This is a genomic window from Azospirillum mesophilum, assembly GCF_053470405.2.
The window spans coordinates 35,758-60,197 of the sequence record NZ_JBPXMQ020000030.1; the positions used below are offsets into that span (position 1 = coordinate 35,758).

Here is a 24,440-nt window from a genome sequence, read left to right on the forward strand (position 1 = left end):
ACACCACTGTTCTTTTGGGGAGAAAGTGGTGCCCAGGGACGGAGTCGAACCGCCGACACGGGGATTTTCAGTCCCCTGCTCTACCAACTGAGCTACCTGGGCACCGGGGCTGCGGCGTTGTCGGCCGGGGAGGCCACCGCAGCGCGTCGAGGCGCGCTTTGTAGGCAAATTCGGAGGGCCTGTCTAGCCCAAAAATGCAAAATTTTGACGGTCCCGAACGGCGCCCCGCGACGCTCATTCCTCCGCGTCGTCGGTGGCGTCCGTGTCACCGCGATCGTTGCTTTCGATGCGGTAGACGCCGCCCAGCCAGCGCGACAGGTCCACGTCCGCGCAGCGCTTGGAGCAGAAGGGGCGCGCTTCCGGCGTGGCCGGACGGCCGCAGATGGGGCAGGCCTTTTCGGGCTTGTTGTTGTCGTTCATCGCTTGTCCTCTGTCGCCGGGCCACGGGCCGGGCAACGGATGGGCGCCAGCAGGTCGGCCAGGGCCGTGCCCCGCCGCGCCCGCGTCATCTCCACCAGCCCGAGTTTCGACAGTCCATACACCTGGGTCTGCGCCGGGTCGTCCTCCACCGCGCGGGAGAGGGCGTTCAACAGGCGCTCCGCATCGCCGCGGTTGCGCATGTTGACGAAATCCACCACGACGATGCCGCCGACGTTGCGCAGGCGCAGTTGCCGGGCGACCTCCGTCGCCGCTTCCAGGTTCACGTCCAGCGGGTTGCCGCGTTCCCCGGCGTTCACGTCCACGACGGTCATCGCCTCGGTGCGTTCGATCACCAGCGAGCCACCACCGGACAGCGGCACGCGGGTGCCGAGCAAGTCCTCGATCTCCGCATCCAGGTCGCGCAGGTCGAACAGGCGCCTTGTCCCCGGCAGGCGGGCGTCGTGCGGGACGACGCGCTCCTCCAGGTCCGGTGCGCGGTCGGCGCACCAGTCCGTCATTTCCCGCGCCAGCGCCGCGTCGTCCACGGTGATGCGGGTCGGGGTGGCCGCGCCATGCTCGATCAGCGCCCGCTGCGGCGCGTCGGGGCCTTGCAGCAGCAGGGCGGGTGCGGTGGCGCGTGCCGCCGCGTCGCTCAGCGTCCGCCACGCCAGATGCAGCGCGTCGGATTCGGTCTCCAGCAGCGCGTCGGGCGCGTCCACCGCCCCCGCCCGGACGATCCAGCCGGACCCCGGCGCGATGTCCTGGATGCGGCGGGCCAGTTCGGCCCGCTGAGGCCCGCTGCCCAGCCGTTTCGACACCGCCACGTCCCGCCCCAGCGGGGCGTGGATCAGGAAACGGCCCGGCAGCGTGATGTCCATGGTCAGGGACGGTCCCTTGGCGCCGACGGCGTCCGTTTTCACCTGGACCAGCACCGGCTGCCCGGTGCGCAGCAGCGTCCCGATGCGCTCGACCCGGCCCTTCGGCCCCCGCGCGTCCCCAACCGACAGCAGGCCCGACACGCCATTGCCAAGGTCCACGAAGGCTCCGTCCAGCCCCGTGGCGATGCGCTCCACCTTGCCGAGGAACACATGGCCGAGCAGCGAGGGCCGCCCGGCGTGGTCGATGTAGAGGTCGGTCAGGCGGCCCTTGGTCAGCACCGCCGCCCGCGTCAGCGGACCGTCCCGGTCCACCAGAATTTCGATGGAAGCGGCGCCCCTGGTCCCGCTCACGGCAGCGGGTAGCCCGCACCGCGGAGCAGCGCCGACACCTCGAACAGGGGCAGGCCGACCACGTTGCTGTAGGAGCCGCCGATCCAGCGGACATGGGCCGCCGCCCGGCCCTGGATCGCGTAGCCGCCGGCCTTGCCGTGCCATTCGCCGGACGCGAGATAGGAGTCGACCTCCTCCGCGGCCAGCGTCTTGAAGGTCACGTCGGTGCGCACCGCCCGTTCCGACCGGCGGGGGGCTTCGCCGTCCCCGGCGGGGGACAGCAGCACGACGCCGCCGAACACCCGGTGCCGCCGTCCGGACAGCAGGCCGAGGCAGGCGCGCGCCTGCTTTTCCTCCTCCGCCTTGGGCAGGATGCGGCGGCCGCAGGCGACGACCGTGTCGGCGGCCAGCACGAAGGCGCCGGGGTGGCGCGCGGCCACGGCGGCGGCTTTTTCACCGGCCAGACGCAGCGCGTGCTGCGGGGGCAGCTCGCGCGGCAGCGGCGATTCGTCGATGTCTGCGGGGTCGACCGCGTCTGGAACCACGCCAATCTGGCGCAACAAATCGAGCCGGCGGGGCGAGGCGGACGCCAGCACGAGCCGGGGCGTGGACACTGTGTTCATCACGCGGAGAGGATTGCCGACTACTTGAACCGGAACGTGATCCGGCCCTTGGTCAGATCGTAGGGCGTCATTTCGACGTTGACGCGGTCACCAGCCAGCACGCGGATGCGGTTCTTGCGCATCTTGCCCGACGTGTGGGCCAGCACCTCATGCTCGTTGTCGAGCTTCACACGGAACATCGCGTTCGGTAGCAGCTCAACGACGGTCCCGGAGAACTCGATCAGATCTTCCTTAGCCATAGCCCCTATAGTCCGTAACAGTTTCGAGGCAATAACTGACCTCCCGAGGCCCCGGGGTCAAGTGGGATTCCACCGCAGGGATCTTGCCGTGACGTTCAACCGGGAACGCGCGGCCTTCGTCACGCCTCCGCGGCGGGTCAGCCGAGCAGCGACTCGCCGTCCACGCCATCATCATCGGCCGCGCCACCCGGCAGCGCCGCCGACTGGAAGGAACTGAGCGGCGACGGGCTGCCGTCCAGCCTTTGCCGAGGCTCCGCGGCCTGGGCGATGGCCTCGAACATCTGCTTCTGGTCGGTCTCCATTCGGCGGGTCAGCCGCGAAATGGTCTCCGACGCGGTCAGCTCCCGGCCCGAGGAGCGGTCGTAGAACAAATTCCGGTTGCTCTTCGCCGCAGACGGCAGAAGCTCGGCCGCCGAGGCCCTCGGGGTCGACTCGGACGCGCGGATCAGCTTGGCAGCACCGCCCACGCCCATGACGTAGGCGATGCGGCTTTCCGTCTCCGTCACGGGGCGCTTCAGCCGCGATTCCAGCCGTTCCCGTCCGTCGGCAAGATAGCGCGCGGCCATGCCGGCGGACAGGTCCACGTTCTGGCGCAGGTCGAGAATCTTCTTGCGCAGCGCCGGGTCGGCGACCGACGGGATGCCATTGCGGCTTTGGATCGCGCTGGCCAGTTCCCCCTGCCCGTAGGCGGCACCATAGCGGCGGAACAGGTCGAGCCAGGTGCGCTCCAGGAACTGGAAGGGACCGGCGGCAGAGCTGGAGCGGTTCTTCGCCATGGCGTTCAGGCCGCTTTCCTGGGTCGCCTGGGCAAGGATGGCGGTGAAGCTGTGGCCCGACAGGCCGGCCACCTGCTGCGCGGCCAGCACGACCCGCCCGGCCTCCGCCCGGCTCGCCAGGGCGGTGGGGGAAGCTGCACTGTCCTCGGCCTCTGGCTTGCGGCCGGGAAAGGGCACGCGCGTGCCGTCGGACAGCTGGATGGGGGCCTCGGGCTTCTGGACCGGAGCCGGCGGCGCCTTCTGCCCGTTGCCCAGCCGCCCGCGCGGCACGGGCTGCGACTGGGCGAGGAGATCCTGGAACGACGGACCGGCGTCGTCCGCCACGTTCGGGCGCGGCGGGGCATCCGGCTTTCGCTCGGCAATCGGGGCGAGAGGAGGCTGCGCGACCTTCATGGAACACCAGCACCGTCAGGGCGGTGCCGCCACGGCCCTTCGAAAAGGCCGGGCGGCGGGGAACAACAGTTCCCGTATAGCACACACTCGTTAATTTTATTCAATCAACTGGGTGGCGAGCGCAAGCCGGCCGGACGTGCTCCAGCGGTCCACGGCGGCCAGCAGCTTGGCCTTCTCCAGCGGCTTGGCGAGATGGTCGTCCATGCCGGCCTGCCGGCAGCGCTCCACCTCCACCGCCAGCACGCCGGCGGACAGGGCCAGGATCGGGATGCGGCCGACCGGACCCGGCAGGGCGCGAATGCGGCGAGTCGCCTCCAGCCCGTCCATCACCGGCATCTGCACGTCCATCAGCACGAGGTCGTAGTCGCGCTTCTGCACCGCCTCCACCGCGCCGGCACCGTCCGGCACGGCGTCCACATGGTGGCCGGCCTTGGTCAGCATGGTGATGGCAAGGTCCCGGTTCATCGCCAGATCCTCGGCCAGCAGGATGCGGGCACCCCCGCCGGCCGGCTCGTGGTGGAGGGACGGCCCGCCGTCCAGCTCGTCCACGTCGGAGGCGCTGGCGGGTTGCAGCGGCAGGCTGAACCAGAAGGTGCTGCCCACCCCCGGCCGGCTCTCCACGCCGATCTCGCCGTTCATCAACTCCACCAGCCGTCGGCAGATCGCCAGCCCCAGCCCGGTGCCGCCGCGCCCGCGCTCCAGCTGAGTGAAGCGCTGGAACAGCTCCCGCTGGCGGTCTTCGGGCACGCCGATACCGGTGTCGGTGACCGTGAAGGTGTAGCGCCGGGCGCCGGCCTCGTCGCCCATGGCCTTGACGGTCAGGCGCACGCTGCCCTTGTCGGTGAACTTCACCGCGTTGCCCAGCAGGTTCAGCAGGATCTGGCGCACCCGGTCGGGGTCGCCCAGCACATAGCCGCGCGCCGCCGCCGACACGGTGGTGTGCAGTTCCAGCCCCTTCTGCTCGGCAGTCAGGCGCACCATGGCCTGGCAGCGGTCGGCGAGATCGTCGATGCGGAAGGGCACGCAGACGAGGTCGAGCTTCCCCGCTTCCAGCTTCGACAGGTCGAGCACGTCGTTGATGACCGTCAGAAGCGACCGCCCGGCCTCGCGCACCTGGGTGGCGTAGCGTCGCTGCTCGACGGTCAGCGGCGTTTCCAGCAGCATCTCCGCGAATCCGATCACGCCGTTCATCGGCGTGCGGATCTCGTGGCTCATGGTCGCCAGGAATTCCTCCTTGGCGCGGCTGCCGGCGCGGGCCTCCTCCATGGCGGCGCGCAGTTCCGCCTCGCGCGACTTCAGGCGGCCGGACATGTCGTTGAAGGCGGTGGCGACGAGGCGGATTTCCTCCGGCGCCCCCTTGGTCTCCACCACCGCGCCGACCTCACCCGCACCAATGCGCGACGCCGCCTGGCTGAGCAGCCGCATCCAGCGCAGCACGGACGCGTGCAGCAGCGCCCACAGCGCCGCGACGCTGAGCAGGCCGGCGACCCCCAGCAGCACCAGCCCGCGCGTCAGGTCGCGCCGCGCCTCGGCCAGGATGGGTTCGGTCGGCATGCCCACGGCGAAGGTGGTGTCCGTTTCCGGCGAATGCTGGAAGGCCCAGATGCGGGTGTGCCCATCGACGCTGGTGCCGTCGAAGACGCCGTTCTTCTCCGCAAGCATGCGTTTGACGTGCGGGAATTCGGCGAGACTGCGGCCGACCCAGCCCTCCGGATCGGGCTGGCGGGCGATCAGCGCGCCGTTGCGGTCCAGCACGATGATGCGCGCATCGTCCTGCTTGGTCACCTTCACGAGGTCGGTCAGCCAAGCGAGGTCGATGGCCACGCCCATGACGCGCCGGATCACCCCGTTCTCGACGAGCGGCTGCACCGCCAGGATCAGCGGCTTGCCGGAGCGCTTGCCGATGACGAAGTCGCTGAGCACGAAGGAGCGCGTGTCCAGCGCCCGCTGGAAATACTCGCGCTCGCGCAGGCTGATGCCGGCGCCGGGGCCGGTGGTGTCGCAGATGATGTTGCCGTCGCCGTCGGTCACCCAGACGCCGGTGGTCCAGCGGTGCTGGCGCGGCATCGGCGCCAGCGTGGCGACGCAGGCGTCGGTGTTGTCCGGGGTGGCATCGCGGATGGCCGGCACCAGCGACAGGACGCCCAGCAGGTTCCGCGCCTCCCCGATCAGGTCGCGCTGCCGTTCCACCCCGTCCTCGGTCAGGTGGCGCGCCAGCTCGCGGGCCGTCGTCAGCCGCTGTTCGAGTTGCTGGTCGAAGAAGTAGACGACGCCGGCCAGCGGCAGGGCCAGCGACGCCAGCACGACCCCCATCAGGCGCACACGAAGGCTGCGCGGGCCACAGGCACGGTTCAGGCGGGACAACAGGCCAGAGGGCATCAGGCGGTGAACCTCCCCAAGGAACGCCTCAGCCTATCCGGCGACCGGCGCCCCCTTCGATGATTCACCTCAATAGCACCGCAACCCGGCCTTGTTGAACTGGATTCCCTATCTCTTGGGAAAAGAGCGCCAAAATGGCACATGCCCGGAAAGCGAGGCCGTTGCGGCGCTAAACCGTCGGCCCGCGCGAGAGCGGGAAGCGCTCCTTGATCTTGTCGAGCAGGCCGTCGCGGACCTTCCGGTAGGCATCCAGCATCAGGTCGCGGTTGCCGTCCACCAGCGTGGGGTCGAAGGTGTTCCAGAACTCCACGTCGCAGGCCATGGTGCGCGTCATCTCGATGGCGCGGTGCTGGGCCTCCGGCGACAGGGAGACGATCAGGTCGAAGTTGGTGTCTTCCAGATCCTCGAAGGTGCGGCAGCGGTGGCGGGACAGGTCGATGCCCATCTCCTCCATCACCGCGACGGCGAAGGGGTCCACCTCGTCGCCCTCGCGGACGCCGACCGAGTCGACATAGACGCGCGTGCCGTGGAAATGCCTCATCATCGCCGCCGCCATAGGCGAGCGGATCATGTTGTAGGTGCAGGCGAACAACACGCTCGTCACGGGGAGCGGCTGCATCACCGGGGCCATGCGCCGCCCCGCCCCGTCAGCCGCGGATGTGGAGGACGCAGATCAGCGTGAACAGCCGACGCGCCGTTTGCAGGTCCATCTCGACCTTACCGGCCAGCCGTTCGCGCAGCATCTCCGACCCCTCGTTGTGCAAGCCGCGGCGCCCCATGTCGATGGCCTCGATCTGCGAGGGGGTGGAGCGCTTGATGGCCTGATAGTAGCTTTCGCAGATCAGGAAATAGTCCTTCACGATCGACCGGAAGCCGGTGACCGGAAGGGTGATCTTGTCCAGCACCGTGTCGTCGTCGCGCCGGACGTCGAAGACCAGCCGGTTGTCCTCGATGGACAGGTGCAGGTGATAGGGACCGGCGTCGGCGTGGTCGCACGGACAAAACTCGTTGTCCTCCAGCAGGTCGAAGATGGCAACCGCGCGCTCGTGCTCCACCTCCGGCTTTCGCCGGACGACGGACTTCTCGTCGAGCGTCACGTGGACGATGCGGCGGTTGCTCTTCGCGGTCACGCCTTGCCTCCTCCAGTCATGCTGCTGCCAGTCAGGCGGAGCGCGACCGACAGCGCATGCGCGCCCAGCCCCTCCGCCCGCGCCAGCGTGACCGCGGCCGGACCGATGACGTTGACGCTCTCCGCGTCGCAGGCGACGAAGGTCGTCCGCTTCATGAAGTCCAGCACGTTCAGGCCGGACGAGAAGCGCGCGCTGCGCGCCGTCGGAAGGACGTGGTTCGGACCCGCGACATAGTCGCCGATGGCCTCCGGCGTGAAGCGGCCGAGGAAGATGGCCCCGGCGTTGCGCACGTTGGCGGCCAGCGCGTCGGGATCCTCCACCGCCAGTTCCAGATGCTCCGGCGCCAGCCGGTCGACCAGGGCCGGAGCGTCCGCCATGAGGTCGCGCACCGTAATGATGGCGCCGTGCTCCCGCCAGCTTTCGCCGGCGATGGCCGTGCGCGGCAGGGTTTCCAGATGCGTGTCCACCGCCTTGGCGACGGCGTCCGCGAAAGCCGCGTCGTCGGTGATGAGGATCGACTGGGCCGAGGTGTCGTGCTCCGCCTGGGACAGCAGGTCCATGGCGATCCAGGCCGGGTCGTTCTTGCTGTCGGCGACCACCAGGATTTCCGACGGGCCGGCGATGCTGTCGATGCCCACCGTGCCGTAGACCAGCCGCTTGGCGGCGGCGACGAAGGCATTGCCGGGGCCGACGATCTTGTCCACCGGCGCGATGGTCGCCGTGCCGTAAGCCAGCGCCGCGACCGCCTGGGCGCCGCCGACGCGGTAGATCTCGGTGATGCCGCAGCGCTTGGCGGCGGCCAGCACCAGCGGGTTGATCTTCCCATCGGGCGTCGGCACCACCATGACGATGCGCTCCACGCCCGCGACCTTGGCGGGCATCGCGTTCATCAGGACGGAGCTGGGATAGGCCGCCGTGCCGCCCGGCACGTAGAGGCCCACGGCCCCCACCGGGGTCCAGCGCGCACCCAGCCGCACACCCTGAGCGTCGCGGTAGTCGGTGACGTCCGGCACCTGCAGGCGGTGGAAGCTCTCGATCCGCTCCGCCGCGGTGTCGAGCGCTTGCAGCAGCGCCGCGTCGCACTGGCCGACGGCGGCGTCCACCTCGTCCTGCGCGATGCGCAGCGTGGCGGGGGTCAGCGTCTGGCGGTCCCAGCGGGTGGTGTAGTCGATCAGCGCCGCGTCGCCGCGCTTGCGCACGTCGTCGATGACGCCGGCGACCAGCGCCTGCACGTCCTCGCTGGTCTCCCGCTTGGCGTGCAGGAGCGCTTCGAAACCCTCGGCGAAGCGGGGATCCTGGGCATCAAGCCTGACGGGCATTCACGGCCTCCCGGAAGCGTTCGATCCAGCGGGAAATTTCCTCGGGCCGAGTCTTGAAGGCGGCCCGGTTGACGATGAGGCGGGAGGTCACGTCGGCGATGTGCTCGATCTCCACCAGCCCGTTCGCCTTCAGCGTCGACCCGGTGGACACCAGATCGACGATGCGGCGGCACAGGCCCAGCGTGGGGGCAAGCTCCATCGCGCCGTTCAGCTTGACGCATTCCGCCTGCACGCCGCGCGCGGCGAAATGCCTCTTGGTGACCTCCGGATACTTGGTGGCGACGCGCACGTGGCTCCAGCGCGAAGGGTCGTCGCTCTCGCCCAGTTCGACGGGCTCGGCGACCGACAGGCGGCACTTGCCGATGCCGAGGTCGAGCGGCGCGTAGATCTCGGGATAGTCGAACTCCATCAGCACGTCGTTGCCGGCCACGCCCAGATGGGCGGCGCCGAAGGCGACGAAGGTCGCCACGTCGAAGGACCGGACGCGGATGATGCTGAGATTCGGGATGTTGGTCGCAAAACGCAGGAGCCGGCTGTCCTCGTTGTCGAATTCCGCTTCCGGCTGGATGCCGGCGTGCGTCAGCAACGGGCGCAGTTCCTTCAGGATGCGTCCCTTGGGCAGGGCCAGGACCAGCGGGTCATTGACCGGCGGGTTGGTGGCCGGCGCGCCAAGAGCACGGGTATCGGCGGACAAAGAACTCTCCTCGGGCTGGACCGCTGCCCGGATATACCACATTCCGCGCCGCCGTCACTGCCCAAGGAGGCATAATCGAACTCAAGGTGTCCGAGGTTGGCGGTCCGCCCCTCCGTTCCGGGGAACTCCGCCCACCGGGTCCGGTTGGATTCGCCCCCCAGCGAAGGACACGAGCCATGGCAGAGGAAAGCGCCAAGCAGCCGGTCACCCCCCGCAGGCCGCCGGATCGGCCGGGGCGCTTTTCACGTCTGCATTAAGTTGTTCTGCGCTTTTTACACACGGCGGAGATTTTCCCGCTTGACGGAATGCCCACCAAAATTGTAGATAAATTCCCGGACGCCCATTCCGGGCGCCCCGCGGCAATTTGATCGCAGCAGCTTGCGCCGCGTCACCAAACGCTAAAGCGCCACGATACCGGTCGTGGACCTCTGAGAAGGAGAGACCGGAATGACCAAGACACTTTCCCCCTCCCCCGCCCATCGGATCGACACCCTCATGCGCATGTGTCGTCGCGACCTGTGTTGCCGCTGACCGCTTTCGCCTGACCACACCGATCCGATTTGCACGATCCCGCACGCCGGAGCGCGGCGGGACGAGGGGAGAATTCTGCCATGGGCACGTCCAACGCCTACGCCATCGAAGTCCAGGGCCGGTCCGCCGGAATCGTCGTCGCGGAGCGCGGCGGCTTCACCTTCTTCGTGTCCGACTGGACCTTCAAGGACCTGGACCGCCGGACCTTCCGCAACGTCTCCCAGGCCGAGCGCGCCGCCCTCCAGGTGATGGCCCGCCGCGCGAACACGCGCCGCCGTTGAACAGGCCGTATTTACATACTCGCGCTGAAGATTATTCCCATTGACGAGCGCCGCGGCGTTGAATATCCGTGTCTGCATTGAACAAGACAATGTGCGGAAAACGGCTATTCAACACCCGGCAATCGCACAATAACGCCCTTCAGGAAAGGATCCCCGCTGTGAAGACGCTGCTGACCTCCGCTCGCATGGCCGCTCTCGTGGCCGCCGGCCTGTTCTCCTTCGTCGCCGGTGCCGAGGCCGGGGCGCTGAAGCTCGGCGTGTCGGCCGGCCCCTACGGCGAGATTCTGGAGTACACGGCCAAGCTCGCCGCCAAGGAAGGGCTTGAGGCGAAGGTCATCGAGTTCACCGACTGGAACATGCTGAACGCCTCGCTCAACGACGGCGACATCGACGCCAACAACTTCCAGCACCAGCCCTACCTGGACAACCAGATCAAGCAGCGCGGCTACAACATCGTGTCCGTCGCCAAGAGCATCGTCGTGCCGATGGGCGTTTACGCCAAGAAGGCGCAGAAGCTGGAGGATCTGAAGGAAGGCGCCAGCGTCTCCATCCCCAATGACCCGACCAACGGCGCCCGCGCGCTGTTCCTGCTGGCCAAGGCCGGGCTGATCGGGCTGAAGGACGGGGCCGGCCTGAACACCACCATCGCGGACATCGCGTCCAACCCGAAGAAGATCAAGTTCGTGGAACTGGACGCGGCACAGCTTCCGCGCTCGCTGGACGACGTGGACGCGTCGGTCATCACGCTGAACTACGCCGTGCTGGCCGGGCTGAACCCGAAGACCTCGCTGCTGCTGGAGGACGACCAGTCCAAGTGGCACCTCGTCTGGGCCGTCCGCAAGGACCGCGCCGAAGACCCGGCCATCAAGCGCTTCATCGAGCTGTACCGCTCGCCGGAAGTCCGCGACTTCATCAACACGAAGTTCAACGGCACCATCATTCCGACCTGGTGATTGACGGCAACCGCCCACATCCCCTCTCCCCTCTGGGGAGAGGGTTAGGGTGAGGGGGTCCGGCGTCGCCCGCGCGTCCGGTTCCCCGACATCCCCCTCACCCCGCCCCTCTCCCCAGAGGGGAGAGGGAGATATGTTAAGGACCGCCCCCATGACCGCCCCGTTCCACCGCACCGCCTCGATCTTCGACCGCGACTTGGCGCCCGGCCCCGCCAACCATGTGCCGCTGAGCCCGCTCAGCTTTCTGAAGCGCGCAGCCAAGGTGTATCCGGACAAGCCGGCCATCATCCACGGCCGCCGGGTCATCACCTATGCGCAGTTCCGGGACCGGGTGCGGCGGTTCGCGGGGGCGCTGCTGGGGGCCGGGGTGGCGCGCGGGGACACAGTGTCGGTGCTGGCGCCCAACGTCCCGGCGCTGCTGGAGGCGCACTACGCCGTGCCCCTGGCCGGCGCGGTGCTGAACGCGCTGAACACGCGCCTCGACGCGGCGGCCGTCGCCTTCATCCTGGAGCACAGCGAGACCAGGCTGCTGATCGTGGACCGGGAACTGATCCCCGTCGCCAAGGCGGCGCTGGAGCAGACGGCCCGCCCCATCACCATTGTCGAGATCGCTGACGATCTGGTCCCCGACGCGCCCAGCCTGGGCGCCGTGGAGTATGAAGACTTCCTGACCGCCGCGCCGCCTGCCGCCTGGCGCGGCCCGGAGGAGGAGTGGGAGGCGGTGGCGCTGAACTACACCTCCGGCACCACGGGGAACCCCAAGGGCGTGGTGTACCACCACCGCGGCGCCTACCTGAACGCGCTGGGCAACGCCTTCACCCTGAACGTCCGGCCGGAGAACGTCTATCTGTGGACGCTGCCGATGTTCCACTGCAACGGCTGGACCTACACCTGGGCGGTCACGGCGGCGGGCGGCACGCATGTCTGCCTGCGCCGGGTCGAGGCCAAGGCCATCTTCGACGCCATCGCGGAGCATGGGGTGACGCACCTCTGCGGCGCGCCCATCGTGCTGAACATGCTGATCCACGCGCCGACAGACGTGCAACGCCGCTTCGGCCATACGGTTACCGTGGGAACGGGCGGTGCCGCCCCACCCTCGGCGGTGCTGTCCGGCATGAAGGCGCTGGGCTTCGAGGTGATCCACATGTACGGGCTGACGGAATGCTACGGCCCCGCCACCGTCTGCGCCCCGCAGGACGGCTGGGAGGATCTGAGCGCCGACGACCTCGCCGTGAAGTTCGCGCGGCAGGGCGTGAACCACATCGCGGTGGAGGACGCGACCGTCTTCGACCGTGACACCGGCCGTCCCGTGCCCGCCGACGCCCTGACCATCGGCGAGATCGCCGTGCGCGGCAACACGATCATGAAGGGCTACCTGAAGAACCCCGCCGCCACCAAGGAAGCGCTGGAGGGCGGCTGGTTCCGCACCGGCGACCTGGGCGTGCTGCACCCCGACGGCTACATCGAGGTGAAGGACCGGTCCAAGGACATCATCATCTCCGGCGGCGAGAACATCTCGTCCCTGGAGGTGGAGGAGGTGCTGTACAAGCACCCCGCCATCCTGGAGGCCGCCGTGGTCGCCCGCCCCGACGACAAGTGGGGGGAAAGCCCCTGCGCCTTCGTCACGCTGAAGCCCGGCGCGGAACGCCCGTCTGAGTCCGAGATTATTCAGTGGTGCCGGCAGCGCATCGCGCACTACAAGGTGCCGCGCACGGTCGTGTTCAGCGACCTGCCGAAGACCTCGACCGGCAAAATCCAGAAGACCGTCCTGCGCGACGCCGCCCGCGACCTGGGCACGCGTCGGGAGGCCCAGACCGTATGATCACCTTCGAGAAACTTCAGAAAACCTATCCTGCCCGCGGCACCGGCGCCCCGGTGCAGGCGCTGGCCGACATCGACCTGACCATCGAGCGCGGGGAGATCTACGGCATCATCGGCCGTTCCGGCGCCGGCAAGTCGACGCTGCTGCGCACCGTGAACCTGCTGGAAAAGCCGACCTCCGGCCGCGTGCTGGTGGACGGGGTGGACATGACCAGCCTGTCGGCGCGCGAGCTGCGCGAGGCGCGGCATTCCATCGGCATGATCTTCCAGCACTTCAACCTGCTGTCCTCGCGCACGGTGTTCGACAACGTGGCGTTGCCGCTGGAGCTGGCCGGCGTGCCGAAGGCGCAGATCCGGGAGGCGGTGGAGCCGCTGCTCGACCTCGTCGGCCTGACGGAGAAGCGCGACCGCTACCCGGCGGAGCTGTCCGGCGGGCAGAAGCAGCGCGTCGGCATCGCCCGCGCGCTGGCCAGCAAGCCGAAGGTGCTGCTGTCGGACGAGGCGACCTCCGCCCTCGACCCGGAGACGACGACCCAGATCCTGCACCTGCTGGCCGACATCAACAAGCGGCTGGGCCTGACCATCGTGCTGATCACGCACGAGATCGCCGTCATCAAGGAGATCTGCCACAAGGTGGCGGTGATGGAAAACGGCCGGATCATCGAACAGGGCCCGGTCTTCGACGTCTTCGCGCACCCGCGCCACGAGACGACCAAGACCTTCGTCGATCCGGTCATCAACCGCGGCATCCCCGATTCCTTGAAGGAGCGCCTGTCGGCGACCGAGGTGCCGGGGTCGAACATCGTGTTGCGAATCACCTTCACGGGCGAGCGCGCGACCTCCCCCGTCATCAGCGCGATCAGCCGCAAGCTGAACCTGGACCTGAACATCTGGCACGGCCAGATCGACGAGATCCAGGGCGCGCCCTTCGGGACGCTGGTGGTGGAAGCCATCGGCAACCCGCAGTCCATCGAGGCGGCCATCAGCCTCCTGAAAGTCAACAAGCTCGGTGTCGAGGTGCTCGGCTATGCTGTCCCCGGAAATCTACGCGCTGCTGTTTAAGGCGCTGCTCGACACGCTGCACATGGTGGCGGTGTCGGGCATCCTGGGCACCCTGCTGGGCCTGCCCATCGGCGTTCTGCTGGCCGTCACCGGCCGGGGCGAGCTGTTGCAGAATCTCGCCTTCAACCGGATCGTCGGCGCCGTCGTGAACATGACGCGCTCCACCCCCTTCATCATCCTGGTGGTGGCGATCATTCCCTTCACGCGGCTGGTCGCCGGAACCTCCATCGGCACGGGTGCGGCCATCGTGCCGCTGACCGTCGCCGCCGTGCCCTTCATCGCCCGCATCGTCGAAGGTGCGGTGCGCGAGGTGGACCGCGGCCTGATCGAGGCGGCGCAGGCCATGGGCGCCACGCCCTTCCAGATCATCCGCAAGGTCCTGCTGCCGGAGGCCATGCCGGCCATCGCGCTGGGTCTGACCTTGTCGGCGGTCAGCCTGATCGGCTATTCCGCCATGGTCGGCGCGGTCGGCGGCGGCGGCCTGGGAGATCTCGGCATCCGCTACGGCTACCAGCGCTTCCTGCCGGAGGTGATGCTGGCGGTCGTCCTGGTGCTGATCGTTCTGGTGCAGATCGTGCAGTCAACGGGCGACTGGATCGCCCGGCGAGTCAACAAACGAAACTTGAAGTCCTGAGGAGTTGGAGATGGTCCGTTCCCGCCTGCTCGGCGCAATTGCCGGCATCGCGACCCTGGCCGCCGCCTTCGGCGCGCCCTTTGGTGCCGCCGCCGAAGCCCTGAAGATCGGCGTCACCCCCGGTCCGCACGCCCAGATCCTGGAGAAGGTGAAGCCCATCGCCGCCAAGGACGGCCTCGACCTGACGGTGCTGGAATTCTCCGACTACGTGATCCCGAACCAGGCGCTGGCCCAGGGCGACCTGGACGTGAACTCCTTCCAGCACCAGCCCTATCTGGACAATCAGGTGAAGGACCGCGGCTACGACCTCGTCGGCGTCGCCAAGACCGTCATCTTCCCGATGGGCATCTATTCCAAGAAGGTGAAGAGCCTGGACGAGTTGCCGGCCGGCGCCAAGGTCGCCGTGCCGAACGACCCGACCAACGGCGGCCGCGCGCTGCTGCTGCTTCAGTCCAAGGGCCTGATCAAGGTGAAGGAGAGCGCCGGCCTGAAGGCTTCGCCGCTTGACGTCTCCGACAACCCGAAGAAGCTCCAGATCGTCGAGCTGGACGCGGCCCAGCTTCCGCGCTCGCTGGACGACGTGACCGTGGCGGTGATCAACACCAACTTCGCCATGGAAGCGGGCCTCGACCCCAACAAGGACGCCATCGCCCGCGAGGCCAGCGAGAGCCCCTACGCCAACATCATCGCCGTCCGCAAGGCCGACAAGGACAAGCCCTGGGTGGCGAAGCTGGTGAAGGCCTACCAGAACGACGAGGTGAAGCAGTTCATCCTCGACAAGTTCAAGGGCGCCGTCGTTCCGGCCTGGTAAGTTTCGGCCATTCAAAAGCCCCTCTTCCCTGGTGGAAGAGGGGCTTTTTTATGATTGCTTCAGTTCATGATCCGCCAGGAGCCGTCGGGCTGCTGGCATGCGGTGCCGTGGGTCTGCTGCGGGACGCCGCCGATGTTCACCGTCGACTGGTATTCCCGGCAGAGCTGCCCGCTGCGCGCGACGTAGGCCGGGCCGGCGGGGTTCACCGCCATGGGCTGCGGCGCCGGCTGGGTGAAGACCACGGCGGGCGGGGGTGCGGGTTCGACATACACCACCGGCGGGGGCGGCGCGACGTAGACGGGCGGCGGGTAATAATAGTGGTGGTGCGGATAGGCCGGATACACCGGGCCGCCGACCCCCACGAAGACCGAGGTGCGCGCCTGGGCCGCGCCGGGCAAGGCCAGCATCGCCGCCAGCGCCGCACCGCAGACCAACCGAACCCGACCGGACATCATCACTCTCCCGAAACAAAGCGGCGACAATATACGCCTAAAGCTTAAGACCCGCCACACCGTCGAGGACGACCCCGTCCATCAAAGCCTTGCGTTCCAGCTTCGCGCCGAACAGCCGGGCGTGGCTGAGGTCGGCCTTGGCCATATCGCAGCCCGTCAGGTTGGCAAAGGACAGGTCCGCGCCCGCGAAGTTCACGTCGCGCAGGCAGGACCCGCGCAGATCGGCGTAGCGCAGCCGGGCGCCGGCCAGTTCCGACCGCATGGAGCGCTTCTCGTCGAAATAGAGCGGGCGCAGGTTGACGTTGCGCAGGTCGGCGTTGTTCAGCTTGGCGTTCTTCAGGTTGACGCCGCGCAGGTCCCCGCCGACCAGCTTGGCAACGCGGAGGTCCCCATTCTCCAGCACCGCGGCCTGAAGCTGCACGTTGGTGAGGTCCAGCCCGTACAGCGTCGCCCCGACCGCGCGCAGCATGGTCAGGCAACTGTGCGCCAGCGAGGGGGCGTGCCGGAGGTCGAAGCCCGACAGGTCGAGCGGCGCGCCCTGGGCGCCGCCGGTGCCGACCCACACGATGTGGTCGTGCAGCAGCTCATCCAGCGGCCGGCCGAGTTCCGCCACGACGCGCCCGACCGGCTCGTCTGTCAGCGTGTCCTCCATCTCGGCGTCGGTCAGGTCGGTCATGGTCATGGAGGCGCCGGTCAGCACCGCGCCCCGCAGGCAGGCCCCGCGCAGGTCCGCGCCGGAAAGGTCAGCGCCTTCCAGGTTGGAGCCGCTGAAGTTCGCCCCGCGCATGGTGGCCCGCACCAGCTTGCAGCCCTTCATCACCGCGTCGGTGAAGTCGGTGTGGATCGCCATGGCGCCGGACAGGCGGGCGTTGGTCAGGTTGGCGCCCGACAGGTCGGCGCCGGTCGCTTCGGTCGGCTGGCTGTCCACCTGGATCATGCGCAGGTTGCCGTCGCGGTCCTTCTCGGCCAGCGAGCCGTCGCGCAGGTCGGCCTCGAACAGGTTGGCGCCGATCAGGATGGCGCCGCGCAGGCAGGCGCCGCGCAGGTCCGTCTTGATGAGGCTGGCGTTTTCCAGGTTGGACTGCCGCAGGTCGGTCGCGAACATCGCGGCGCAATCCAGCCGCGCTCCAGCGAGGTTGGCGCCGCGTAGGGACGCGCCGACGAAATCCGCGTGCGCGAGGTCGCGCCCCGACAGGTCGAGGCCGCTGAGATCAAAAAAGGATAAGGTCGCCCGCGCCCCGCCGATGCGCGCGTTGCGGAACATCTCGTGCCGCCGCACCACGGCGTCGAGCTGGGACTGGTCCAGGCGGGTGAGTGGGCGCTGTTGCATGAGCCGGGTCGACGTTCGTCATGTCCAACCCTAGCACCACCGTCCTTCAGGAAGTATTAACGCAAATTCGCGCGCTCAAGAGAGACAGCGTCACGCGGCGCTCTGCTGGGCCTGCCGGGCGGCGCGCTCCGCCGCCACCGCGCTCAGCGCATCGCGCAGAACGTCGGGGGTGAAGGGCTTGTGCAGCAGCCGGCAGCCGGCGGCCACCGCCTCGCGGATGCGTTCGGGCGCGGTGTCGCCGGTCAGGATGATGCCGGGGATGGGGCGCCCGATCAGTTCGCCCGCCCCGGTCACCGTCTGGGCGCCGGTCATGGCGCCCGGCAGGCGGAAGTCGGTCAGGATCACGTCGGGGCAGCGCGGCGAGCGGCGCAGGATTTCCAACGCCGAGCGCCCGTCCTCCGCCTCCAGCACCTCGTGCCCCCAGCTTTCCAGAAGGAGTTGCATGCCGGCGCGCTGCACCGGGTCGTCCTCCACAACCAGAATCAGGCGTGCGCCGTTGGGCTCCGCCGCCGAACCGACGATGGGGGCGGTGGCCGGCTCCGCCTTCGGTTCGCTGGCGGCGATCGGCACCATGATGGAGAAGACCGACCCCTGGCCGAGGCGGGAGCGCACCTCCACCGCGTGGCCGAGCAGCGCCGCCTTGCGCCGCACCTTGGCGAGGCCGAGGCCGAGGCCGCGCCTCCGATCGCGCTCCGGGTTGCCGAGCTGCACGAAGTCCTCGAAGATGGCGTCCAGCTGTTCCGGCGGGATGCCGGCGCCGGTGTCCCAGACCTCGATGCGAAGCCACTGGCCGCGCCGCCGGCAGCCCAGGACGACGCCACCCATCGGCGTGTAGGCGACGGCGTTGCGCAGCAGGTCGCCCAGCATGCGCGTCAGCAGCGTGGCGTCGGTCCGCACCACCGCGTCGCAGGCGCGCACCCGCAGGTCCAGCCCCTTGTCGGCGGCCGCCGCGCGGAACTCCCGTTCCACCGCCTCCAGCACCGTGGCGACCGGAACGTCGGTGATGTTCGGGCGCACCACGCCCGCGTCCAGCGTGGCGACCTCCAGCAGCGAGTGCAGGAGCTTCTCCCCGCTGTCCAGCGCTTCGCCCATCTTGTCGGCGATGGAGCGGTCGCGCGGGTCCTTCAGCCGCTCCGTCAGCAGATGGTGGAACAGGCGCAGGGCCTGGAAGGGTTGGCGCAGGTCGTGGTTCGCCGCCGACAGGAAGCGCGACTTGGCCTGGTTGGCGCGTTCTTTCTCGGACAGCGCGCGGACGAGCTTCTGGTTCAGCGTGCGCAGGTCGGCCGTTCGGTCCTCCACCCGCTGCTCCAGCCGGGCGTTGGCGTCGCGCAGCGCGTTGCGCGCGGCCTCCTCGCGGCGCAGGCTGACCCAGCCGAGCGAGGCGAGCCCACCCAAGGCCAGGAAGGCGACGCCGACCACCACAAGCCCGTGCTCCAGCCGGAGCTTCCAGGGCTCCAGCACCACGTCGCGCGGCAGGGCGACGGCCGCGACAACGGGAAAAGCCTCCATCCGCTTGACGCCGGTCACCGTCGCCGGGCCGGTCGCCGGATTGGTCCCGGAGCGCCCCTGCCCCGGCCAGCCGGCGTCGCCGATCCCCGCCAGCCGGACGCCGTCCGGCCGGTACAGGCCGGCGAAGCGGTGCTGCCCGTCGCCGAACACGGCCAGCACCTTGGACAGGCTCGACACCGGAAGGGCGAAGAGGACGGCGCCATCCACGAGGCCGGCGCGGTCGGCTGGACGCCGGGCGGTCAGGCGGCGGGCCAGCACGATGGAGTCCACCCCGTCGGCCCGGCCGGGCAGCAGCAGCATGTCCTCCGCCCTGTCAGCCCCGGCACCGCGGCCCAGAAGGTCCTCGTCCACCGCGATGGTCGGCCCGAACACCGTCCGCCCGGAGGAATCGACGATGGACAGCGCGCCGCGCGTCGAGACGGCCAGCGCCTCGCCCAAGGCGTTCTCCGCCAGCGTGGACAGGCCTCCGTCGCGCATGCGGTCGGCAACGCGCGCCAGGGCGCCGGCGCCACCGTCCAGGATCGCCGCCGCGTGCCCCTCCAGAAGGGCCGCGGCCTGCCGCGCGTCGCGTTCGGCGCGGTCGAGCGTGTCCAGATAGTCGAACAGGGTCAGCGCACCCCACGCCAAGGCCCCCAGGACCGTCATGGAGCCAACGATGGCCGCCAGGATGGCCTTGGGGTGGAAGTTCAGCAGTGCGCGGACCGAGAGGCGGAGCATGGGCATCAGCAACGCAAATGGGCCTGCCCGGCGATGGCTCGCCGGAACGCCGATTCAGGACAGCCGGAACAGGAAGCCGGCGCGGAGCGTCCGATGAAGGACCATGGCCGCGCGAGGGCTAGAGCCGCAGGCCGGGACGGAAAGAACCCTAGGTCGCGAAGGGTTTGGGCGTCTGAACTGTTCCACAAATCAGGATTGCCGATCGCAATCCCTGCTTGTTGTGGTGAGAAATCCCTTCCATTCAGCACCCACCATTCACGCCATTATCCGCTCTTCGAGGTACGTTTTCCTGCCTAGTATTTTATCATTATTTTTCGTCGCGGATGATAGCAGAAGCCCCTCCCCGGCGCGACCTGCCATGACGACTATGACCATGCTCATAACAGCGTCACACTTTGGGTTGGGTCCGATCATGACTCAAGGCGCCGAACCGGCGTCCGAGGGATCACCCCGCTGTCTCGCGTGTTCTTGTGTCGCCGTTAGCGCCACTCACGCCGACACGAGGTCCGTTTTGAAGAAGCCGCCCTATGCCACGCAGACGCTCCGCCGGTCGCGCATCCGCGAAGGTTTGCCCTACCCGCTGGGCGCCACCTGGGACGGGCTTGGAGTCAATTTCGCCCTGTTCTCGGCGAACGCCACCAAAGTGGAACTGTGCCTGTTCGACAACGAAGGCCGGCGGGAGCTGGAACGTGTGGAGCTTCCGGAATACACCGACGAGGTCTGGCACGGCTATCTGCCCGACGCGCGGCCGGGCACCGTCTACGGCTACCGCGTCCATGGTCCCTACGAACCACGCGCGGGGCACCGCTTCAACCCGAACAAGCTGCTGCTCGACCCCTACGCCAAGCACCTGATCGGGCCGCTGCGCTGGTCGGACGCGCATTTCGGCTACCGCGTCGGCTCGCCGCGCGGCGATCTCTCCTTCGACCGGCGCGACAGCGCGCCGGGCATGCCGAAATGCGTGGTGATCGACCCGGCCTTCACCTGGGGCCACGACCGCCTGCCCGCGATCCCGTGGGAGCGCACGATCATCTACGAGACCCACGTGCGCGGCTACACCATGCGCCATCCGGCCGTGCCGCCGCAGCATCGCGGCACCTTCGCCGGGCTCGCCCAGCAGGAGGTGGTGGACTACATCCGCTCGCTGGGCGTCACGGCGGTGGAGTTGCTGCCGGTGCACGCCTTCGTGGACGACCGCTATCTGCTTGAAAAGGGGCTGCGGAACTACTGGGGCTACAACACCATCTCCTTCTTCGCGCCCGATCCGCGCTACATGGCGACCGGCGCCATCTACGAGTTCAAGGAGATGATCGCCCGCCTGCACGAGGCGGGGATCGAGGTGATCCTGGACGTGGTCTACAACCATACCGCCGAAGGCAACGAGATGGGACCGACCCTCTCGTTCAAGGGCATCGACAACGCCTCCTACTACCGGCTGCTGCCGGACAATCCGCGCTACTACATCAACGACACCGGCACGGGGAACACGCTGAACCTCGTGCATTCCCGCGTGCTCCAGATGGTCACCGACTCGCTCCGCTACTGGGTGACCGAGATGCATGTGGACGGGTTCCGCTTCGATCTCGCCACCATCCTGGCGCGCGAAACCTACGGCTTCGACCACAGCGGCGGCTTCCTGGACGCCTGCCGGCAGGACCCGGTGCTGTCGCGCGTGAAGCTGATCGCCGAGCCCTGGGACTGCGGCCCCGGCGGCTATCAGGTCGGCGGCTTCCCGCCGGGCTGGGCGGAGTGGAACGACAAGTTCCGCGACACCGTGCGCGCCTACTGGAAAGGCGACGAGGGCAAGCTGCCGGAGATGGCGACCCGCATGTCCGCGTCGGCCGACGTCTTCAACCGGCGCGGCCGCAAGCCCTGGGCCAGCGTCAACTTCGTCACCGCGCATGACGGCTTCACGCTGAACGACCTCGTCTCCTACAACGACAAGCACAACGAGGCGAACGGCGAGGACAACCGCGACGGCCATTCCCACAACATCTCCTGGAACCACGGCGCCGAGGGGCCGACCGACGATCCGGAGATCAAGGCCCTGCGCTTCCGCCAGATGCGCAACATGCTGGCGACCCTGCTGCTGTCGCAGGGCACGCCGATGATCCTGGCCGGCGACGAGTTTGCCCGCACCCAGCACGGCAACAACAACGCCTATTGCCAGGACAACGAGATCGGCTGGATCGACTGGGAGAACATCGACGAGGACGGGCTCGCCCTGACCGACTTCGTCCGTCACCTGATCGGGCTGCGGCAGAGCCATCCGCTGCTGCGGCGCGGGCGCTTCTTCTCCGGCGCCTACAACCCGGACCTGGACGTCAAGGACGTCGCCTGGATCACCCCGGCGGGGGTGGAGAAGACGACCGAGCAGTGGCAGGACCCGATGGCGCGCTGCCTGGGCATGCTGCTGGACGGCCGGGCGCAGGCCACGGGCATCAAGCGGGCGGCGTCGGACGCCACGCTGCTGCTCATCATCAACTCCCACCACGACGTGGTGCCGTTCAAGCTGCCGGAGGTCGTGGGCGGCAGCCAGTGGCTGCGTCTTGCCGACACCATGGAGCCGGAGCGCGTCGAGGTCTCCACCGCGCGCAGCGGCGACGAGATTCCCATCGGCGGGCGGTCGCTGTTTCTGTTCGAGCTGATGCCGGACCGCCGTTCCGAAAGCTCGTTGCGGTCGGCCGCAAGGGCCTTCCGCAGCGCGGCCGAAGGGGCCGCGGACGACGCCAAGGCGGAAGTCACCGTCCCCGAAGCCCCGGCCGAGTCCACGGTCGTATCACCAGTCGATTCCGCCGCCGAACCCGCCCCGGAACCGGCGAACCAGCCGGGCGAGTGAGGGCCATCAATGCCAACAGGCGGTGCGGCAGGATGCCGCATCGTCAAGCGCCCGAGAAAGATACAATTTTAGACGAATAGAATTGATTGGCGGCGCCAATGGTCGGGTGCCGCCGGCACGGAGGTCCAACCATGGCGCAGGCCGACTACATCCGCTTCCTGGTGGCGACCAAGGACGATCCGGTCCTGAAGGCGGCGCTGCACCGCTCCTCGGGCGCCGTCGTCACGCTCGGCGACCTCGTCTCCTTCGCCGCCCGGCACGGCTACCGCTTCACCGAACAGGACATCCCGCTGAAGGCGGCGTGAGGGGCAGCGCAAGGAAAAGACAAGCCCCGCCCGTCACGGCGGGGGCGCGGTCGTGGCGGTCTGGCCACGGATGGTCAGCATGATGCCGTCGTCCGACGGGGCGATGTCCTTTTCGGCGTCGCGGGGGATCGGAATTTTCTGGCGGCGGCAGAACAGCAGCAGGACGCCCAGCGTCTTGCTGGGCATGAAGGGCACTTCGCGACCTTTGGTGGAACCGAGCTGCTGGACCGTGACCAACACGCCGCCCCCTGCCTTCGGGGTCACGGCCGTGATCATCCCGAATGGCAGGTCGGTCTGGTTCGGTACTTTCTGGTACCAGGCGAAGGCTTTTCGGAGGGCCGAGTTCGAAAAGAGAAGGTGACGCGTTTCAAAAATCATTCCGGACCATGCTTAGGCCCGGCCGCCCTCCAGTTCCGGGTTCAGTCGGAACGTGATCGCACGACCCAGCTTGGAGTCCCGCAGAAGGATCTGCTTGGTCTCCAGCAGCTTGATGGCCCGGTTGACGTTGGGCCTCTGCATGCCCAGCGCGTCAGCCAGCTCGGACTGAAGCACCGGAACGGGTCGGTCGAAGTGGAGCCGCCGGCTCAGGTAAGTGAAGACACGAAGCGCCTCCAAGGTGATGTCCCGATCGGTCGAAACGGCCCTGGAGAGGATGTCATGATGCTGCATGGCGGCCTCGGTACGCAAGGTTGCACGGCGTCGCAGTGCGGTTGAAACACAATACGGCTGTGCGCCGGGCACGGCCCGGCACGTCCTCTTGCGGTCAGGCCCCCGGATCCGCGTTGCGGCGTTCCCTTTCGGGTTCACCTTGAGCGTGTGGCCTCACCGTTCGCGAACATTAGCCTCACTTTGTTTTCTGAATGTGTCGTCACTGTTTCGTCTTTGACATAAACACGCTTTGCGAAAGCAATGATGGAACTCTTTCCCGCTCTTCCCGTTGCGTCCCCCAGGACCGAAAGAAAGGCGGGAAGGACTGCAGGGAGGGACGCGCCATGCACCGAATCGTGCTGCTTCGCCACGGCCAGAGCGTGTGGAACCGCCAGGACCTGTTCACCGGCTGGACGGACGTCGACCTGACCGAGCAAGGGATCGCGGAAACCCACCATGCGGCGGGCCTGCTGCGCCAGTCCGGGTTCGACTTCGACGTGGCCTTCACCTCCGTCCTGAAGCGGGCCATCAAGACGCTGGACATCGTGCTGGAAGATATGGACCGGCTCTGGCTGCCGGTGCACAAGCATTGGCGCCTGAACGAGCGGCATTACGGCGCGCTCCAGGGGCTGAACAAGACGGAGACGGCGGCCCGGCACGGCGCCGACAAGGTCTTCCTGTGGCGGCGGAGCTGGGACGTGCCGCCCCCGCCCATCGAACCGGACGACCCGCGCTCGGCCGTGTCCGACCGGCGTTACGCGGGACTTGGCAAGGCCAATCTGCCGCGCGGCGAGAGCCTGAAGGACACCACCGCGCGCGTGATCCCCTTCTGGCAGGAGGGCATCTGCCCCGCCCTGCGGCTCGGCGCACGGGTGCTGGTGGCGGCGCACGGCAACAGCCTGCGCGCTTTGGTCAAGCATCTGGACAATGTGCCCGACCAGGACATCCCGCTGTTCGAAATCCCGACAAGCCGCCCGCTGGTCTACGAGCTGGACAGCGGCCTTTCCCCCATGCGCCGCTATTTCCTGACCGACGACGGAGGGCAGGAGGAGATCACCTGGCCGGAGCGGAGTGCGGGGCAAGGGACAGCGGCAGCGTGATCCCAGGGATCGTCAACGGCGCGACGAAGCCCTTGGCTTCAGCAGTTCGTCGTCCGTGTCCCACGACGCAACCCACGCCTTGATGTCGGCCAGCGGAATCCGCTCACCGCGATCAAGCTGCCGGAGACCTTCGCGCACGGCGGCGCGCTTGGCCTCGTGCTCGTCGTGGTCGGGCATGGGTTTCGGTCGGGGTATCGCCATAACAGAAGATTAACAGACCACGACCGCAGGAGGCCAGAGCCTTCGGACGGCCTACGCCGCAAGCT

At 68.3% G+C, this 24,440-nt stretch carries 25 protein-coding genes and 1 tRNA gene; 9 read left to right on the forward strand and 17 right to left on the reverse strand.

Going from position 1 to position 24,440, the window contains the following annotated elements:
• Positions 1–26: 26 nt before the first annotated feature.
• From ACSVC7_RS23730 to hisG, 11 genes are all read right to left on the reverse strand, one after another.
• Positions 27–102: transfer RNA gene (locus tag ACSVC7_RS23730), tRNA-Phe, on the reverse strand.
• 132 nt (positions 103–234) lie between these two features.
• Positions 235–420 carry a DNA gyrase inhibitor YacG gene (yacG, locus tag ACSVC7_RS23735; RefSeq protein WP_448207226.1) on the reverse strand — a complete coding sequence of 62 codons (186 nt, stop codon included), beginning with the start codon at positions 418–420 and terminating at the stop codon, positions 235–237.
• Positions 417–1,649 (reverse strand): ribonuclease E/G, encoded by a 1,233-nt coding sequence (locus ACSVC7_RS23740; protein ID WP_448207225.1) that lies wholly within the window; start codon positions 1,647–1,649, stop codon positions 417–419. Before ACSVC7_RS23740 ends, yacG begins: the two co-directional genes overlap by 4 nt.
• A complete protein-coding gene (locus tag ACSVC7_RS23745) occupies positions 1,646–2,251 on the reverse strand; it encodes a Maf family protein (RefSeq protein WP_448207224.1) in 606 nt (201 codons plus the stop codon). The genes ACSVC7_RS23740 and ACSVC7_RS23745 overlap by 4 nt, the downstream gene beginning before the upstream one ends.
• A 20-nt stretch (positions 2,252–2,271) precedes the next feature.
• Positions 2,272–2,490 carry a translation initiation factor IF-1 gene (gene infA, locus ACSVC7_RS23750; RefSeq protein WP_014198195.1) on the reverse strand — a complete coding sequence of 73 codons (219 nt, stop codon included), beginning with the start codon at positions 2,488–2,490 and terminating at the stop codon, positions 2,272–2,274.
• 137 nt (positions 2,491–2,627) lie between these two features.
• On the reverse strand, positions 2,628–3,659 hold the full coding sequence (locus tag ACSVC7_RS23755; RefSeq protein WP_448207223.1) for a lytic transglycosylase domain-containing protein: 1,032 nt from the start codon (positions 3,657–3,659) through the stop codon (positions 2,628–2,630).
• Between the two features lie 96 nt (positions 3,660–3,755).
• Positions 3,756–6,038: a hybrid sensor histidine kinase/response regulator gene (locus ACSVC7_RS23760; protein ID WP_448207222.1), complete on the reverse strand. Its 2,283-nt coding sequence runs from the start codon at positions 6,036–6,038 to the stop codon at positions 3,756–3,758.
• A gap of 169 nt (positions 6,039–6,207) precedes the next feature.
• Positions 6,208–6,669: an arsenate-mycothiol transferase ArsC gene (locus tag ACSVC7_RS23765; RefSeq protein WP_448207221.1), complete on the reverse strand. Its 462-nt coding sequence runs from the start codon at positions 6,667–6,669 to the stop codon at positions 6,208–6,210.
• A gap of 16 nt (positions 6,670–6,685) precedes the next feature.
• Entirely contained in the window at positions 6,686–7,168 is a 483-nt protein-coding gene (locus ACSVC7_RS23770; protein WP_448207220.1) for a UPF0262 family protein, read from the reverse strand.
• Positions 7,165–8,487, reverse strand: coding sequence for a histidinol dehydrogenase (hisD, locus tag ACSVC7_RS23775; protein ID WP_448207219.1), 1,323 nt, complete (start codon positions 8,485–8,487; stop codon positions 7,165–7,167). Before hisD ends, ACSVC7_RS23770 begins: the two co-directional genes overlap by 4 nt.
• Positions 8,471–9,181, reverse strand: coding sequence for an ATP phosphoribosyltransferase (hisG, locus tag ACSVC7_RS23780; RefSeq protein ID WP_448207218.1), 711 nt, complete (start codon positions 9,179–9,181; stop codon positions 8,471–8,473). Before hisG ends, hisD begins: the two co-directional genes overlap by 17 nt.
• Positions 9,182–9,792: 611 nt before the next feature.
• On the opposite strand from hisG, the gene ACSVC7_RS23785 reads away from it, so the two are divergent.
• The 6 genes from ACSVC7_RS23785 (at position 9,793) to ACSVC7_RS23810 (ending at position 15,274) form a co-directional block, all read left to right on the forward strand.
• Entirely contained in the window at positions 9,793–9,993 is a 201-nt protein-coding gene (locus tag ACSVC7_RS23785; protein ID WP_448207217.1) for a hypothetical protein, read from the forward strand.
• Between the two features lie 158 nt (positions 9,994–10,151).
• Positions 10,152–10,946: a MetQ/NlpA family ABC transporter substrate-binding protein gene (locus ACSVC7_RS23790; protein ID WP_448207216.1), complete on the forward strand. Its 795-nt coding sequence runs from the start codon at positions 10,152–10,154 to the stop codon at positions 10,944–10,946.
• Between the two features lie 151 nt (positions 10,947–11,097).
• Entirely contained in the window at positions 11,098–12,768 is a 1,671-nt protein-coding gene (locus ACSVC7_RS23795) for an acyl-CoA synthetase (RefSeq protein WP_448207215.1), read from the forward strand.
• A complete protein-coding gene (locus tag ACSVC7_RS23800) occupies positions 12,765–13,829 on the forward strand; it encodes a methionine ABC transporter ATP-binding protein (protein WP_448207214.1) in 1,065 nt (354 codons plus the stop codon). The genes ACSVC7_RS23795 and ACSVC7_RS23800 overlap by 4 nt, the downstream gene beginning before the upstream one ends.
• Positions 13,795–14,463, forward strand: coding sequence for a methionine ABC transporter permease (locus tag ACSVC7_RS23805; RefSeq protein ID WP_448207213.1), 669 nt, complete (start codon positions 13,795–13,797; stop codon positions 14,461–14,463). Before ACSVC7_RS23800 ends, ACSVC7_RS23805 begins: the two co-directional genes overlap by 35 nt.
• Before the next feature lie 10 nt (positions 14,464–14,473).
• Positions 14,474–15,274, forward strand: coding sequence for a MetQ/NlpA family ABC transporter substrate-binding protein (locus tag ACSVC7_RS23810; RefSeq protein ID WP_448207212.1), 801 nt, complete (start codon positions 14,474–14,476; stop codon positions 15,272–15,274).
• A 59-nt stretch (positions 15,275–15,333) separates the two neighbouring features.
• Here the strand turns inward: ACSVC7_RS23810 and ACSVC7_RS23815 are convergent, their stop codons facing one another.
• The 3 genes from ACSVC7_RS23815 to ACSVC7_RS23825 form a co-directional block, all read right to left on the reverse strand.
• Positions 15,334–15,726, reverse strand: coding sequence for an RT0821/Lpp0805 family surface protein (locus ACSVC7_RS23815; RefSeq protein WP_448207211.1), 393 nt, complete (start codon positions 15,724–15,726; stop codon positions 15,334–15,336).
• 37 nt (positions 15,727–15,763) lie between these two features.
• Positions 15,764–17,056 carry a pentapeptide repeat-containing protein gene (locus ACSVC7_RS23820; protein WP_448207210.1) on the reverse strand — a complete coding sequence of 431 codons (1,293 nt, stop codon included), beginning with the start codon at positions 17,054–17,056 and terminating at the stop codon, positions 15,764–15,766.
• A gap of 90 nt (positions 17,057–17,146) precedes the next feature.
• Positions 17,147–19,288 carry an ATP-binding response regulator gene (locus ACSVC7_RS23825; RefSeq protein ID WP_483508740.1) on the reverse strand — a complete coding sequence of 714 codons (2,142 nt, stop codon included), beginning with the start codon at positions 19,286–19,288 and terminating at the stop codon, positions 17,147–17,149.
• A gap of 505 nt (positions 19,289–19,793) precedes the next feature.
• Between ACSVC7_RS23825 and glgX the strand changes: the two genes are divergently transcribed.
• A complete protein-coding gene (gene glgX / locus ACSVC7_RS23830) occupies positions 19,794–22,121 on the forward strand; it encodes a glycogen debranching protein GlgX (protein ID WP_448207208.1) in 2,328 nt (775 codons plus the stop codon).
• Between the two features lie 131 nt (positions 22,122–22,252).
• On the forward strand, positions 22,253–22,426 hold the full coding sequence (locus ACSVC7_RS23835) for a Nif11-like leader peptide family natural product precursor (RefSeq protein WP_448207207.1): 174 nt from the start codon (positions 22,253–22,255) through the stop codon (positions 22,424–22,426).
• 33 nt (positions 22,427–22,459) lie between these two features.
• On the opposite strand, the gene ACSVC7_RS23840 is transcribed toward ACSVC7_RS23835, so the two are convergent.
• Both ACSVC7_RS23840 and ACSVC7_RS23845 read right to left on the reverse strand, forming a co-directional pair.
• Positions 22,460–22,690, reverse strand: coding sequence for a hypothetical protein (locus ACSVC7_RS23840; RefSeq protein ID WP_448207206.1), 231 nt, complete (start codon positions 22,688–22,690; stop codon positions 22,460–22,462).
• 126 nt (positions 22,691–22,816) lie between these two features.
• Positions 22,817–23,095 (reverse strand): MarR family transcriptional regulator, encoded by a 279-nt coding sequence (locus tag ACSVC7_RS23845; protein ID WP_448207205.1) that lies wholly within the window; start codon positions 23,093–23,095, stop codon positions 22,817–22,819.
• A gap of 323 nt (positions 23,096–23,418) precedes the next feature.
• Here ACSVC7_RS23845 and gpmA point away from each other — a divergent pair, with 323 nt between their 5' ends.
• Positions 23,419–24,174 (forward strand): 2,3-diphosphoglycerate-dependent phosphoglycerate mutase, encoded by a 756-nt coding sequence (gene gpmA / locus ACSVC7_RS23850; protein ID WP_448207204.1) that lies wholly within the window; start codon positions 23,419–23,421, stop codon positions 24,172–24,174.
• Positions 24,175–24,186: 12 nt separating this feature from the next.
• Here the strand turns inward: gpmA and ACSVC7_RS23855 are convergent, their stop codons facing one another.
• The gene (locus ACSVC7_RS23855) at positions 24,187–24,351 is read right to left on the reverse strand and encodes a hypothetical protein (protein ID WP_448207203.1); all 165 of its coding nucleotides are present in this window, start codon (positions 24,349–24,351) and stop codon (positions 24,187–24,189) included.
• Between the last annotated feature and the right edge of the window lie 89 nt (positions 24,352–24,440).